At 59.7% G+C, this 12,694-nt stretch carries 13 protein-coding genes; 11 read left to right on the plus strand and 2 right to left on the minus strand.

Annotated elements, in window-relative coordinates; genetic code table 11:
* The first annotated feature begins 168 nt into the window (after positions 1 to 168).
* The 8 genes from ACYU7Q_RS08595 (at position 169) to rplS (ending at position 8,949) form a co-directional block, all read left to right on the plus strand.
* Positions 169 to 3,342 carry an LPS-assembly protein LptD gene (locus ACYU7Q_RS08595; RefSeq protein ID WP_460609038.1) on the plus strand — a complete coding sequence of 1,058 codons (3,174 nt, stop codon included), beginning with the start codon at positions 169 to 171 and terminating at the stop codon, positions 3,340 to 3,342.
* A 144-nt stretch (positions 3,343 to 3,486) separates the two neighbouring features.
* Positions 3,487 to 4,302 (plus strand): 3-methyl-2-oxobutanoate hydroxymethyltransferase, encoded by an 816-nt coding sequence (gene panB / locus ACYU7Q_RS08600; protein WP_460609039.1) that lies wholly within the window; start codon positions 3,487 to 3,489, stop codon positions 4,300 to 4,302.
* A 252-nt stretch (positions 4,303 to 4,554) separates the two neighbouring features.
* A complete protein-coding gene (locus ACYU7Q_RS08605; protein WP_460609040.1) occupies positions 4,555 to 5,265 on the plus strand; it encodes an RluA family pseudouridine synthase in 711 nt (236 codons plus the stop codon).
* Positions 5,266 to 5,480: 215 nt separating this feature from the next.
* On the plus strand, positions 5,481 to 6,269 hold the full coding sequence (locus tag ACYU7Q_RS08610; protein ID WP_460609041.1) for an acyl-CoA desaturase: 789 nt from the start codon (positions 5,481 to 5,483) through the stop codon (positions 6,267 to 6,269).
* Between the two features lie 155 nt (positions 6,270 to 6,424).
* Entirely contained in the window at positions 6,425 to 6,964 is a 540-nt protein-coding gene (locus tag ACYU7Q_RS08615) for a 30S ribosomal protein S16 (RefSeq protein ID WP_460609042.1), read from the plus strand.
* 93 nt (positions 6,965 to 7,057) lie between these two features.
* Positions 7,058 to 7,633, plus strand: a complete 576-nt coding sequence (rimM, locus tag ACYU7Q_RS08620; protein ID WP_460609043.1) for a ribosome maturation factor RimM — start codon at positions 7,058 to 7,060, stop codon at positions 7,631 to 7,633.
* A 76-nt stretch (positions 7,634 to 7,709) separates the two neighbouring features.
* Positions 7,710 to 8,384 (plus strand): tRNA (guanine(37)-N(1))-methyltransferase, encoded by a 675-nt coding sequence (gene trmD / locus ACYU7Q_RS08625; RefSeq protein ID WP_460609044.1) that lies wholly within the window; start codon positions 7,710 to 7,712, stop codon positions 8,382 to 8,384.
* A 181-nt stretch (positions 8,385 to 8,565) separates the two neighbouring features.
* A complete protein-coding gene (rplS, locus tag ACYU7Q_RS08630; RefSeq protein ID WP_460609045.1) occupies positions 8,566 to 8,949 on the plus strand; it encodes a 50S ribosomal protein L19 in 384 nt (127 codons plus the stop codon).
* Between the two features lie 106 nt (positions 8,950 to 9,055).
* On the opposite strand, the gene ACYU7Q_RS08635 is transcribed toward rplS, so the two are convergent.
* Positions 9,056 to 9,460 (minus strand): hypothetical protein, encoded by a 405-nt coding sequence (locus ACYU7Q_RS08635; protein WP_460609046.1) that lies wholly within the window; start codon positions 9,458 to 9,460, stop codon positions 9,056 to 9,058.
* Between the two features lie 160 nt (positions 9,461 to 9,620).
* Positions 9,621 to 10,328: a hypothetical protein gene (locus ACYU7Q_RS08640; protein WP_460609047.1), complete on the minus strand. Its 708-nt coding sequence runs from the start codon at positions 10,326 to 10,328 to the stop codon at positions 9,621 to 9,623.
* Between the two features lie 276 nt (positions 10,329 to 10,604).
* On the opposite strand from ACYU7Q_RS08640, the gene ACYU7Q_RS08645 reads away from it, so the two are divergent.
* The 3 genes from ACYU7Q_RS08645 (at position 10,605) to ACYU7Q_RS08655 (ending at position 12,690) form a co-directional block, all read left to right on the plus strand.
* Positions 10,605 to 11,012, plus strand: coding sequence for a 6-pyruvoyl trahydropterin synthase family protein (locus tag ACYU7Q_RS08645; RefSeq protein WP_460609048.1), 408 nt, complete (start codon positions 10,605 to 10,607; stop codon positions 11,010 to 11,012).
* Positions 11,005 to 11,664, plus strand: coding sequence for a GTP cyclohydrolase I (gene folE / locus ACYU7Q_RS08650; protein ID WP_460609049.1), 660 nt, complete (start codon positions 11,005 to 11,007; stop codon positions 11,662 to 11,664). The genes ACYU7Q_RS08645 and folE overlap by 8 nt, the downstream gene beginning before the upstream one ends.
* 93 nt (positions 11,665 to 11,757) lie before the next feature.
* On the plus strand, positions 11,758 to 12,690 hold the full coding sequence (locus ACYU7Q_RS08655) for a TIGR01777 family oxidoreductase (RefSeq protein ID WP_460609050.1): 933 nt from the start codon (positions 11,758 to 11,760) through the stop codon (positions 12,688 to 12,690).
* The last annotated feature ends 4 nt before the right edge of the window (positions 12,691 to 12,694 follow it).

Below are 12,694 nucleotides of genomic sequence, written 5' to 3' on the forward strand. Positions count from 1 at the left end.
GCCGGGGTTTGGGCCTCCGCTTTCCACTCGCCGCTGCCGGCGCCCAGCAATAGCAAAGCGGCACTGGCCAGGATGACAATAATCCGCACGTTGTTCGTTGAAGGGGCGGTAGCGACCTGCTACCTTTGTATAAGCCCCAAAAGTAAACGATTTAACTGCTACTATACTTTGCCTGTTTGGTTTGGCCTTCGTTCCGAAGCTGATTTCCGGCCCGCGCCGCGCCGCCGCGCCGGCTTTTTATGGGCATCTCCCGGCCTGTTTGGCCTCTTTTTTCTACTACTAACGGGCCTAGCCGATGCCGCCTGGGGCCAGACCGGCACGCCCACCCAACCCAAAACCGCGCGCAAAGCCAAAATCCAGGCCCGGAAGGCGCGGGTGAAAGCCATTCTGGCGGCTCCCACCAGCCAGGGCGACACCACCACCGTGGCCCGTCCCAAGGCTATTCCACCGGCCAAGCCCGGCCAGCGCCCCGGCTCGGCCCCCACCCCGCCGGTACGCAATATCTCCGTGGACCCGCGCGACCCCGTGGGGCCGCCCCCGCCCGGCGTGCGCAACACCGGCCAGTCGCGCATACCCGGCGCTTCGCACAAGCCGGTGCCCGACACACTGGCCCGCCCCGGCGGCCCCAACGCACCCACCGACACCAGCCGGCTGGTGAACGGCGTGCGCCGCGCCAACGACTCGCTGCAAGTGGCGGCCCGGCCCAAAGGCCAGATTGAAACTACCATCAACTACAAGGCGCAGGATTCGATTCAGTTCGACGTGACCCAGAAAGTGGCGCGGCTCTATAACAAGTCGAGCGTGACGTATGGCGACACCGATTTGAAGGCCTACCTCATCACCATCAACTACGGCACCAACACCATGCAGGCCGATGGCCGGCTCGACTCACTGAAGCACAAGCTGGAAGGCCGGCCCGTGCTCAAGGACAAGGGCGGCCTGTACACGGCCGGCAGCATTGCCTACAACTTCAAGAGCAAGAAGGCCAAGGTGACCGAAGCCGTGACCACCCAGGGCGAAGGCTACGTGAGCGCCTCCACCATCAAGCGCATGCCCAACGGCGACATTAACGGCCTGCTGGGGCGCTACACTACCTGCAACCTGGAGCACCCGCACTTCTACATTCAGGCCAAGCGCATGAAGGTGATTCCGGGCGAGAAAGTGGTGACCGGGCCGTTCAACCTCGTGATTGGCGACATTCCCACGCCGCTGGGCTTCCTGTTCGGCTTCTTCCCAACGCCGAAAAAGAGCCGGGGCTCGGGGGTGCTCATTCCCACGTTTGGGCAGGCGGCCGACCGCGGCTACTACCTCACCAACGGCGGCTACTACTTTGCTCCGAATGACTACATCGGCGTGCGCCTCACCGGCGACATCTACGCCGGCAACGCCCAGACCTGGGGCGGCTTCGGGGCCACCGCCGATATTTCGTACCTGAAGCGCTACACCTACCAGGGCAATTTCAACTTCCGCTTCTCGAACCGGCCGCTCAACCCCATCCTGGCCACCGACGCCCTCACGACCACGCCGGTCTACATCAAGCCGCCGTCGTCCAACTCGTTCTGGGTTACCTGGAACCACACGCCGGTGCCCAAGCCCGGCGGTGGGCGCTTCACGGCCAGCGTGAACGCCGGCACCAGCAGCTTCAACAAGGTGAACAGCCTGGATGCGCGCCGCTACCTGTCCACGCAGTTCAGCTCCAGCATCGGCTACTCGAAGCAGATTCGGAACTCGCCCTGGAACTACGACATCAAAGTGAGCCAGAGCCAGGGCACCGACGGCACCATGACCTTCGTGCTGCCCGACATCAGCGTGGGCCTGGCGCGGCAGTACCCGTACCAGTGGTTTGGCATCAAGCCGGGCGCGGGCGGCAAGCTGGGAGCCAACACCTACGAGCAGTTCACGTTCAGCTACAACGTGACGGCCCGCAACGAGCTGAGCAACGTGCTCACGTCGCGCACCCTGAGCAACGGCCTGCCGCTGCTGGGCGGCACCAGCACGCCTACCAACATTCCGGTAAGCTTTGCCAACATCGGCCGGCTACTGGCCAACTCCCGCAACGGCATGCAGCATCAGTTCGGCATTGGGCTAGGGTCTTACTCGCTCGGGCCGCACCTCAAGCTGAACCCGTCGGTATCGTACAGCGAAGTGTGGTTTGCTCAGAAGCTGAACTACAGCTACATCTCCGAGGCCAAGGCCGTCCGCATCGATACTGCGTATGGCTTCAACCGTATCAATGGCTATTCGGCGGCCCTGAGCCTGAACACCACGTTCTACGGCACCATCGTGCGCAAAGGCACGCATAAAATCCAGGCCATCCGCCACAAAGCCACGCCCAGCCTGAACTACGCCTACGCTCCGCCGCTGGATAAGCGGGCGAGTGTGTATCCGCAAGGTGCCAATGTACTGAATGGCTACACCAACCAGTTCGGCCAGACCTTATTCGCTAATAACCCCACCGACGCCGCTATTCTCAATAGCTACGCCTTCAACAACTACAGCAACTTTCTGTACTCGGTGCCTGGTGGCGCCCGCCAGAGTCAGGTTTCCTTCAGCCTGCAAAACTCGGTGGAAATGAAGGTGCGCGATTCCAAAGACACCACCGGCCTCAACCCCTTCAAAAAAGTGAGCCTGATTGACGGGCTTGATTTTAACATCGGCTACAACTTTGCGGCCCTGCCCGGCGTCCAGAAGCTCACCCCGCTGAACGTGATTTTCCGCACCCAAGTCGCCAAGAAGCTTAGCCTCAACAGCGGGGCCAGCTTCGAGGCGTACCAGCGCGACAGCCAGGGCCGGCCCATCAATAAATTCCTGTTTGAAGCCGACCCGCGCAAGCTGCTGCGCCTGGCTTCGGCCAGCTTCCAGACCAACTACTCCTTCAACCCCGCCACTGGCAAGAAGAAAAGCGCCGTGCCCCGCGCCGTGGCTCCGGCCAACAACCCCAGCCTGGGCGCGGTAGGCCCCAACTACTACGCCGACTACGTCGATTTTGACATTCCGTGGGAGCTTAACCTGTCGTACTCGGCCGGCTATACGACCAACGCGGTGCCCCTCACATCGGCCAACAAGCGCCCGCCCATCCTGGCCCTCAACAACATCCGGGCCGATGGCTCCATCAAACTCACCGAAAACCTGCGTTTCACCACCGGCTTTGGGTATGACTTCACCAGTGCGGCCGTTACCTTTCCCACCGTGTCGTTCTTCCGCGACCTGCACTGCTGGCAGATTAACGGGACCTGGATTCCCTTCGGCCAGCTCAAGGGCTACAACTTCACCATCGCGGCCAAGAGCAGCCTGTTGCAGGACCTCAAGCTGAACCGCAACCGCTACGCCCAGTATCAGTAAGCCCAAGCTAAACGGTACATTTCGTTTTCAGCCCCTGCGCTTCGGCCAGGGGCTTTTTGCTGGGCGCGCGGCGCGGGCTAACGAAATTGTTGCCAGCTTTGCCCCGCCAAACGGCTTTTTATCTCGCAAACCTGCCTGCCCGCCATGTCTCAGCACAAGGAAGTCAAACTCATCACCACCCACCAGATGCTCGCCATGAAAGAGCGGGGGGAAAAAATCTCCATGCTCACCGCCTACGACTACTCGATGGCCCAGATTCTCGACGGCGCGGGCGTTGATGTGCTGCTCGTGGGCGACTCGGCGTCCAACGTCATGGCCGGCCACGAAACCACCCTGCCCATCACCCTCGACCAGATGATTTACCACGCCCAGAGCGTGGTGCGCGCCGTGAAGCGCGCCTTCGTGGTGGTCGACATGCCCTTTGGCTCTTATCAGGGCAACTCGTCGGAGGCGCTGCGCTCGGCCATCCGCATCATGAAGGAATCGGGCGCCCACGGCATCAAGCTCGAAGGCGGGGCCGAGATTAAGGACAGCATCACGCGCATTCTCACGGCCGGCATCCCGGTCATGGGCCACCTTGGCCTCACGCCGCAGTCCATCTACAAATTCGGCACCTACAGCGTGCGCGCCAAGGAAGAAGCCGAGGCCAAGAAGCTCCTCGAAGACGCGCGCCTGCTCCAGGAAATCGGCTGCTTTGGGCTGGTGCTCGAAAAGATACCGGCTGCCCTGGCCAAGCAAGTGGCCGCAGAGCTCACCATTCCCGTCATCGGCATCGGCGCCGGCCCCGATGTGGACGGCCAGGTGTTGGTGGTGCACGACCTGCTGGGCATCACCAAAGAGTTCAAACCCCGTTTCCTGCGCCGCTACGCCGAGCTGCACGACGTGATGACCGAGGCCGTGCAACACTACGTGGCCGATGTGAAGAGCCGCGAATTCCCAAGCAAGGAGGAAGGGTATTAATTCCTGTTTGTCATCCCGAACGCAAAGAAGGACCTTGCTACGCCCGAACGAATTGTTCAGCCGTGGTAAGGTCCTTCTTTGCGTTCGGGATGGCAGCCATTACTCTGCGTACTCCCGCCCAGCTTCGTATCTTCGTCCCATCAACAGCAGGAGCGGAGCACCCGGTGCGTGTGGTCTGATGTCGTGCAGTAGCCCCCGAGGGGCGCTGGCCTGCTCCTGCCAATAGTCCAATATCCCGCCCGTTCCCGCCGCGTGAATCGTCCCAACCTCTGGTCCGAAGGCAGAGAAATTCTGTTCGAAGACAACCACCTGCTCGTCATCAACAAGCCCGCCGGCATCCTCGTGCAGGGCGATGCCACCGGCGACGAGCCCCTCTCCAAAAAAGCTGCCGAATACCTGCGCTTCAAGTACAAGAAGCCCGGCGAGGCCTTTGTGGGCGTGTGCCACCGCATCGACCGGCCGGTGTCGGGCATCGTCATCCTGGCCAAGACCAGCAAGGCTCTGAGCCGCCTGAACGAGATGTTCCGCGACGACAAAATTCACAAAACCTACTGGGCCCTCACCGGCCGCCCACCCGTGCCCGAGAGCGGCACCCTGGTGCACTGGCTGGTGAAAGACACCGTGCGCAACGTCACCAAAGCTTACCCCGAAAAGCACAGCCAGGGCCTGCGCTCCGAGCTGAGCTACGAGTTGCTCGGGCCTGCCGGCAACCGCTATTTATTGCAGGTAAACCCCGTCACCGGCCGCCCCCACCAGATTCGGACCCAGCTGGCCACCGGCCTTGGCACGCCCATCATCGGCGACGTGAAATACGGCTTCATCGCCCCGCTGCCCGACGTAAGCATTGCCTTGCACGCCCGCCAGCTGCAATTGCAGCACCCCGTCACGAAAGAGTTGATGAATTTCGTGGCCCCGCTGCCCGATGCCTCGCACTGGGACGCCGCCCGCGAGTACTACAAGTAGCGCGAACTTTTAGTCTGCGAGCATCACTTCGGGTCAAAAGGCTTGCGATTTAAAAGCTCGCACTACGTGTTAAAAGCTCGCACTACGTGCAAGATTTTGGCCTTCCCGGACCGAAAATCCCGCTGCGCTCACCCCGGCCGTAATTTTGTATTGTCACTGCTGAACCTAAGCCTGGCACTTTTGCTTGTGCGGTCAGCTTCCCTATTCCAGCTTTTATGGCTATTCTGATTTTCTTCGTTGCTCACTATTACCTGTCGCTGTTCACCCAGACTTTTTATCTGCACCGCTACGCGGCGCACAAGATGTTTACGATGAACAAGTTCTGGGAGAAGTTTTTCTTCCTGTTCACCTACATCTGCCAAGGCAGCAGCTTCCTCTCGCCCCGGGCCTACGCGCTGCTGCACCGCATGCACCACGCTTATTCCGATACCGAGCTGGACCCGCACTCGCCCCACTTCTCGAACAACGCGTTCGATATGATGTGGAAGACCAAGGTGATTTACAACGACGTAGTGAACCACAACCACGATGGTGCCAAGCGCTTCGAAGGCGACATTCCCGAGTGGAACTGGCTCGATAAATTTGGCGGCACCGTGTATTCGCGCCTCGGCTGGGGCACGGCCTACGTGCTGTTCTACATCAACTTTGCCACGGCGTGGTGGCAGTACCTGCTGTTGCCCATTCACTTCCTGATGGGGCCTATTCACGGTGCCATCGTGAACTGGGGCGGCCATAAATACGGCTACCAGAACTTCGACAACCGCGACAAATCGCGCAACACCTTGGCGCTGGATTTCCTGGCCTTTGGCGAGCTGTTCCAGAATAACCACCACAAGCTGCCCATGCGCGTCAACTTCGGCGTGAAATGGTGGGAATTCGACCCCACCTACGTCGCCATCTGGGGCCTCGACAAAGTGGGCATCATCAAGGTGAAGCGCAAAAACATGAACCTGAGCGCCATTTCCAAACTGGCCAAACCCAAACGCGAAGCCATAGCCGCGTAATCATCGGTTGAAATTTTAAGAAAGCCCTGGCTGCGCGCCAGGGCTTTTTTTGTTTCCTGACTAGCTAATGCCCTGAACAAACGCTACCTTTGCACTCCCAATTTCGGGAAACCCTCACCCGACGGACGAGCTCCGTCACACAACCCCACCGGTTTATGGCAGTTAAAATCCGCCTCGCCCGCCGTGGCCGCAAAAAGGCCGCGACTTACGACATCGTAGTAGCTGACGCCCGCGCTCCCCGCGATGGCCGTTTCATCGAGAAACTCGGCACCTACAACCCCCAAACCAACCCCGCCACCATCAACTACGACGCCGACCGCGCGTTCTACTGGATGATGACCGGTGCTCAGCCCACCGACACCGTTCGGGCCATGCTCAGCTACCGCGGCGTGCTCTACCGTCGTCACCTCCAGCTGGGTGTTGACAAGGGTGCCATCACCCAGGAAGTTGCTGACCAGCGTTTCAGCGCCTGGAAAGACGAGAAAGATGCCAAAATCGAAGGCAAGCGCACCGGCCTCGTTGATGCCAAGGCTACCGCCAAGAAAGCTGCTTTCGACGCCGAAACCAAGGTAAAAGAGGCTCGCGCCGAAGCTCAGCGTCAGAAAGCTGCTGCGCTGCTGGCTGCTAATGCTCCGGCTGCCGACGAAGCCACCGAGGCTCCGGCTGAAGAAGCTACCGAAGCTGCTGCCGAGTAGTTTTTAGGTACCTGAAAACCGAAAGCGTTTGGGAGTTGTGAGCCGGACCGGCTGGCAACCCCAAACGCTTTTTCGTTATCCCTCTCCCCTATCATGACGCTCGACGAAACCTATCAGCTCGGCTATCTCATCAAAACCCACGGCCTGCGCGGCCACCTGGTGGCGCACTTCGATGTGGACGATGTTGCGGCCTACACCAAGCTCAAAACGGTGTACCTCACCCTGGCCGGTGCCCCCACCAAGCTGGTGGAGCACCAGATTGAAAAGGTGCAGCCCCAGTCCGGCAACAGGGTGCTTCTCAAATTACGCGGCATCGACCGAATTGAGGAAGCCGAGCCCCTGCGCGGCTCCCAACTGCACCTGCCCCTGGCCGCCCTGCCCGAGCTGAAAGACGACCAGTTCTATTTCCATGACGTTATCGGCTTCTCGGTGGTTGATGAAAATCTGGGCACCTTGGGCACCGTGGAAAATTTTTATGAGCTGCCCCAGCAGGACATGCTGGCCATGCGCTACCAGGGCCAGGAAGTCCTGATTCCTGTAGTCGATGAGTTGATTAGCCACGCCGACCATGCCAAAAAGGAGATTTACGTAAACCTGCCCGACGGCCTGCTCGACGTGTACCTCAAGCCCAGCACCCGCCAGCAGGACGAAGCTGACGAAGCCGAGTAGCACGGACTTTTAGTCCGCGGGCAACAAACTCCGAATGCATTGACCGACTCGCGGACTAAAAGTCCGCGCTACTTTCATGAGAATCGATATCCTCACCTGTCTGCCGGAATTGCTGGTCAGCCCCTTTGCCTATTCCATCGTGAAGCGGGCGCAGGACAAAGGCCTGGCCGAAATCCACGTACACCAGCTACGCGATAAAGCCATCAACAAGCACGGCCAGATTGATGACTTCGTGTTTGGTGGCGGCGCTGGTATGGTGCTCCGCGTCGAGCCCATTGCGGCGTGGATGGATGAGTTGATGGCTCAGCGTGCTTACGACGCCATCGTCTACCTCACGCCCGATGGCGAAACCCTGCGCCAGCCGCTGGCCAACCGCCTCTCGCTGATGCAGAACATCATCATGCTCTGCGGCCACTACAAGGGCATCGATGAGCGCATTCGCCAGACCTACATCACCCACGAAATCAGCGTGGGCGACTACGTGCTGAGCGGCGGCGAGCTCGGCGCAGCTATTCTGGTTGATGCCGTGGTGCGGCTGCTGCCTGGCGTGCTGGGCAACGAAGAATCCGCTTTATCCGACTCGTTTCAGGATGATTTGCTGGCTCCGCCTATCTACACCCGGCCGGCCGAGTGGCGCGGGCAGGCCGTACCGGAAATCCTGCTTTCGGGCAACACCCCCAAAATTGAAGAGTGGCGGCACGACCAGGCCCTGGCCCGTACCCAGGCCCGCCGCCCCGATTTGCTCTCGTAGCACCGGCTTTGGCTTGTTCCACCCCCTGAAATACGCTTGAATTAACAGCAAATCAGGGAACAAGCTAAATCATGTTCTACAAACCCCTTGCTATCATCACTTGAAAGCGCTATCTTTGCGCTCCGTTTCGATAAAATACTAATTCCCGACGGCGGCGCCGTCTTTCGCAATTTTCTCAGCCATGAGCGTACTACTTGACTTTATCCAGGCCGAATCGCAGGAGCGCCGCGCCAGCTTCCCCCAGTTCGCCGCCGGCGACACGATTAACGTGCACGTGAAAATCCGTGAAGGTGCCAAGGAGCGCATTCAGCAGTTCCAGGGCGTGGTGTTGCAGCGTCGTAACCCCAGCTCGAACGGCGAAACCTTCACCGTTCGCAAGATTTCGAACCAAATCGGTACCGAGCGTATCTTCCCCCTGCTGTCGCCTAACATCGAGAAAATCGAGGTTATCCGTCGCGGTAAAGTACGTCGTGCCCGTCTGTTCTACCTGCGCGGCCTCTCGGGCAAGCAGGCTCGTATCAAAGAGCGTCGCTTGAACGTGGTAGCCAAGGCTCCCGTAGCATAAGCATTGCCGCAACCTTTGGGTTGTTGAATAATAAAAAAGCCGGCCCCATGCGTGGGGCCGGCTTTTTTAGGTTTGTAGTAGCACCAGCTGGCGCTGAACGGGCAGTTTAGTCGTGCGACGACATATCCTGCGGCACGGTGCCGTCAGGGGTTACGGAGCCGCCTTTCAGTTGCGCGGCCACGGCTGATAGGGTTTCGCCCAGTTTGGCTACCCGCGGGGCCGTGTTGCCTTCGGCGAAGTTGGCCGCCTGGATTGTGTTGGTGCCCAAACGAGCCAGCAGCGGAGCAATCACGTTCACATCGAGCGAGCCGCTGCCGAAGTGCGCCTTCAACGCTTGCAGGTCAACTACCAGCTGGTGAAAAGCGGGGTTGTTGGCGTCTTTCAAATCCTCAATCCAGCGCTGAAGCTGATTGTCGAGACCGGCGCGGTCGGTTACTTCGGAGAGGTCGCCGGTGAGGAGGTGGATGGCGCTATCGAGGTGTACCTGGTTTTGAACTTCGGTCTTTTCCATGGCTGGGGCGTCTTGGGTTGGGATAATACGGCACTAGCTACTGCCTTTATTGCCAACGTAGTTGAGCCGGCAGGGTTGGCTGCCGGGCAAACAAAAGCCCCGCCGGTGAAGGCGGGGCTTTTTGTTTTAGGAGGATTTGTCGGCCGGGGCCAGCGTGGCGCTACTCAATTTTGTTCAGGCGGTCCTTCACGGCTTCGAGGGCCACACGCATGTTCACAATATCGCCGCGGGCCGCCTCCTGCTCTTTCAGGTTGGTGTCGATGAGGTTGTTGAACTGCTGGAGTTCGGCGGCGTTAGCGGCCAGCATCTGCTGGATTTCCAGCTTGCGGGCCTTGTTCTTTTCGATGTCCTTTTTGATGGTGTTAGCCTTTTCGATAACGGCCATGTGGTTGTTCTGCGAGGCCACCAGGGCACGCTCGGCTTCCGAAATCTGCGAAACCAGGTCTTCGCGGTACATCATGCGGGCGAAGTCTTTCAGGTACTTCTCGGCCGATTTCCACTGCACGGGCGTCGACTCCTTGCCGAGGTAAGCATTGCCCAAGTCAATGCTCCACCACACGGTGGTACCGGTGGGCGTAGCGTCGACCTTGCTGATAACCCGAATCGGGTTGGGTGCAATTTCTTCGATAACGACGCCGTCCAGCGTGAGCACGCCTTTGTTGTTCTTGAGCTTGCTGCCAAACTTGTCGCCTAACTGCTTGAGCCAAGCGGCTTCTACGCGGCGGTTATCGAGCTGCATGCTCACCTGCTGGCCTTTGCGGGGGATGCTGTTGATTGACTTATCTGCCTCATCAACAGGAGATTTCTGGGCATAACTACCCAGCGTGGCCAGGCATATCAGGATTAGAATTAGTACGCTTCGTTTCATGGGAATAAAAACTTATGAAAGCATTAAAAATGGTCGGTCAGAAAGCCTTTGCTAGGGGTACCGTTGTCCGGCTTTTCAAATTTAGGACCTTTATTCTATGCAACTTCTGCGAACCCGTACTTTTTTCAGAATAATGCCATTTTTGTTGATTAAATCATATCAGGGCCACATTAAATTCTACAAAAGTTTATTATTGCGACTCCACAAACTCAGAATACTACCAGTTCGGCGCCGGGCAGCGCAACAAAGTATCGCAATCTGAGGTTGTAGCCGCCTATGCTGATAACCGTTTGCCGAACCGAGCATTTCAACGCTGCCCACCGCTTGCACAATCCTGCCTGGGACGATGCCCACAACCAGCGGGTGTTTGGCAAGTGCAATAACCCGCATTTTCACGGCCACAACTACAACCTGACCGTGCGGCTGACTGGCGCAATCGACCCGGAAACCGGCTACGTGTACGACCTGAAACGGCTGAGCGACCTCATCAAGCACGAAATCCTCAACCGCTACGACCACCGCAACCTGAACCTGGATACGGAAGAGTTCCGGCATCTGAACCCCACGGCCGAAAACATCGCCGTGGTAATTTGGCAGCGCTTGCGCCCGCACCTGGACGCGGCCCTGGCCCTCTCGGTCACGCTCTACGAGACGGACCGTAACTTTGTGGAATATCATGGATAAACCTTCCGGACCGGTTCCGGCCACCGACGCCCATCTGCCTGCGGGCTTGCGCACTCCTCTTCGCGATGACGCCTTTGCGCGCACTGACGAGGACAAGATTACGGCCATCAGCGGCCATTTCGAGGCCATTATGCGCGAGCTGGGCCTCGACCTGACCGACGACAGCCTGGCCGGCACGCCGCGCCGCGTGGCCAAAATGTACGTGCAGGAATGGTTCAAGGGCCTCGACCCGAAGAACCGGCCCGAGGTGCGCATGTTCGACAACCGCTACGACTACCACCAGCTGCTGGTGGAGCGCGACATCACGCTTTTTTCGTGCTGCGAGCACCATTTCGTGCCCATTATCGGGAAGGCGCACGTGGCGTACTTGCCGGGCAGCCACGTGGTGGGGCTGAGCAAGCTCAACCGCGTGGTGCAGTACTACGCCCGCCGGCCGCAGGTGCAGGAGCGCCTCACGCGCCAGATTGCCGAGGAGCTGAAGCAAAGCCTGGGCACCGACGATGTGGCCGTGCTCATCGAAGCCGACCACCTTTGCGTGATGAGCCGGGGCGTGAACGACACCAGCAGCTCGACGCTGACCAGCGAATATGGCGGGCGTTTTGCTGAGGACGAAGCGCTGCGGCGGGAGTTTCTGCGGCAGATTGGGAAATAGTTCTGACGGGTTAGATAAGCTGTCACTCGGGCTAGCTGGCTGGGGTGGCGGCGGGGAAGAAGGGCGGTTTTACTTTTGTTCGAAATACTAGCCATGACCGATAACTCACCTCGTAAAGTCCTCATTACCGGCGGCACCGGCCTCATTGGCACCCGCCTGGCCGAAATGCTGATTGATAGCGGCTACGAGGTGGCGCTGCTGAGCCGCGAGCCGGCCAAGAGCAGCCACTTCCGCAGCTTCCGGTGGGACCCGCAGGCGGGCACGATTGACGAGGCAGCCATTCCGTACGCCGACTACATTGTGAGCCTGGCCGGGGCCAGCGTGGCCGATGGCAAGTGGACCGACGAGCGCAAGCGCGAGATTATGACCAGCCGGCTGGGCGGCCTGGCCCTGCTGGCCCGCGAGCTGGCCAAGCCCGGCCACCACGTGCAGGCCGTGATTTCGGCCTCGGCGGTGGGGATTTATGGCGATGCCGGCGACAAGCTGGTGACGGAGGAAACGCCCCCGGCAGTGCCCACCAACGATTTTCTGGCTGATGTGTCGCAGCAGTGGGAGCTGGCGGCCGCACCCATCGCGGCGCTGGGTATCCGGACGGTGATTCCGCGCATTGGCGTGGTGCTGAGCACAGAGGGCGGGGCCTTACCCCAGATTGCCCGGCCGGTGAAGCTGGGCGCGGGCGCGGCGCTGGGCAGCGGCAAGCAATACATGTCCTGGATTCACCTCGACGACTTATGCCGCCTGTTCATCGCTATGCTGGAAGACCCGACTTGGCGCGGCACCTACAACGCGGTGGCCCCCTACCCCGCCACCAACCAGGCCTTCACCGAAGTGCTGGCCGAGGTGCTGCACCGCCCGCTGATTTTACCCAAAGTGCCGGCCTTCGGCCTGAAGCTGGCCATGGGCGAGATGAGCGAGGTGGTGCTGGCATCGCAGAACGTGAGTGCGGCTAAGGTGCTGGCGCAGGGCTTCACCTACGAGTATCCGGAGCTGCGCGGGGCACTGGAGGCGCTGTACGGGGCGGAGTAGCGTA

The sequence above is a fragment of the Hymenobacter terrigena genome (assembly GCF_054776515.1).

What these genes read in the sequence shown, in the direction of transcription:
- trmD (WP_460609044.1), top strand. Translation starts at nt 7,710, where the DNA reads ATGAGAATCGATATCCTCACCTGTCTGCCGGAATTGCTGGTCAGCCCC.
- folE (WP_460609049.1), top strand. Translation starts at nt 11,005, where the DNA reads ATGGATAAACCTTCCGGACCGGTTCCGGCCACCGACGCCCATCTGCCT.
- ACYU7Q_RS08610 (WP_460609041.1), top strand. Translation starts at nt 5,481, where the DNA reads ATGGCTATTCTGATTTTCTTCGTTGCTCACTATTACCTGTCGCTGTTC.
- ACYU7Q_RS08615 (WP_460609042.1), top strand. Translation starts at nt 6,425, where the DNA reads ATGGCAGTTAAAATCCGCCTCGCCCGCCGTGGCCGCAAAAAGGCCGCG.
- ACYU7Q_RS08655 (WP_460609050.1), top strand. Translation starts at nt 11,758, where the DNA reads ATGACCGATAACTCACCTCGTAAAGTCCTCATTACCGGCGGCACCGGC.
- ACYU7Q_RS08640 (WP_460609047.1), bottom strand. Translation starts at nt 10,328, where the DNA reads ATGAAACGAAGCGTACTAATTCTAATCCTGATATGCCTGGCCACGCTG.
- rplS (WP_460609045.1), top strand. Translation starts at nt 8,566, where the DNA reads ATGAGCGTACTACTTGACTTTATCCAGGCCGAATCGCAGGAGCGCCGC.
- rimM (WP_460609043.1), top strand. Translation starts at nt 7,058, where the DNA reads ATGACGCTCGACGAAACCTATCAGCTCGGCTATCTCATCAAAACCCAC.
- ACYU7Q_RS08645 (WP_460609048.1), top strand. Translation starts at nt 10,605, where the DNA reads ATGCTGATAACCGTTTGCCGAACCGAGCATTTCAACGCTGCCCACCGC.
- ACYU7Q_RS08635 (WP_460609046.1), bottom strand. Translation starts at nt 9,460, where the DNA reads ATGGAAAAGACCGAAGTTCAAAACCAGGTACACCTCGATAGCGCCATC.
- panB (WP_460609039.1), top strand. Translation starts at nt 3,487, where the DNA reads ATGTCTCAGCACAAGGAAGTCAAACTCATCACCACCCACCAGATGCTC.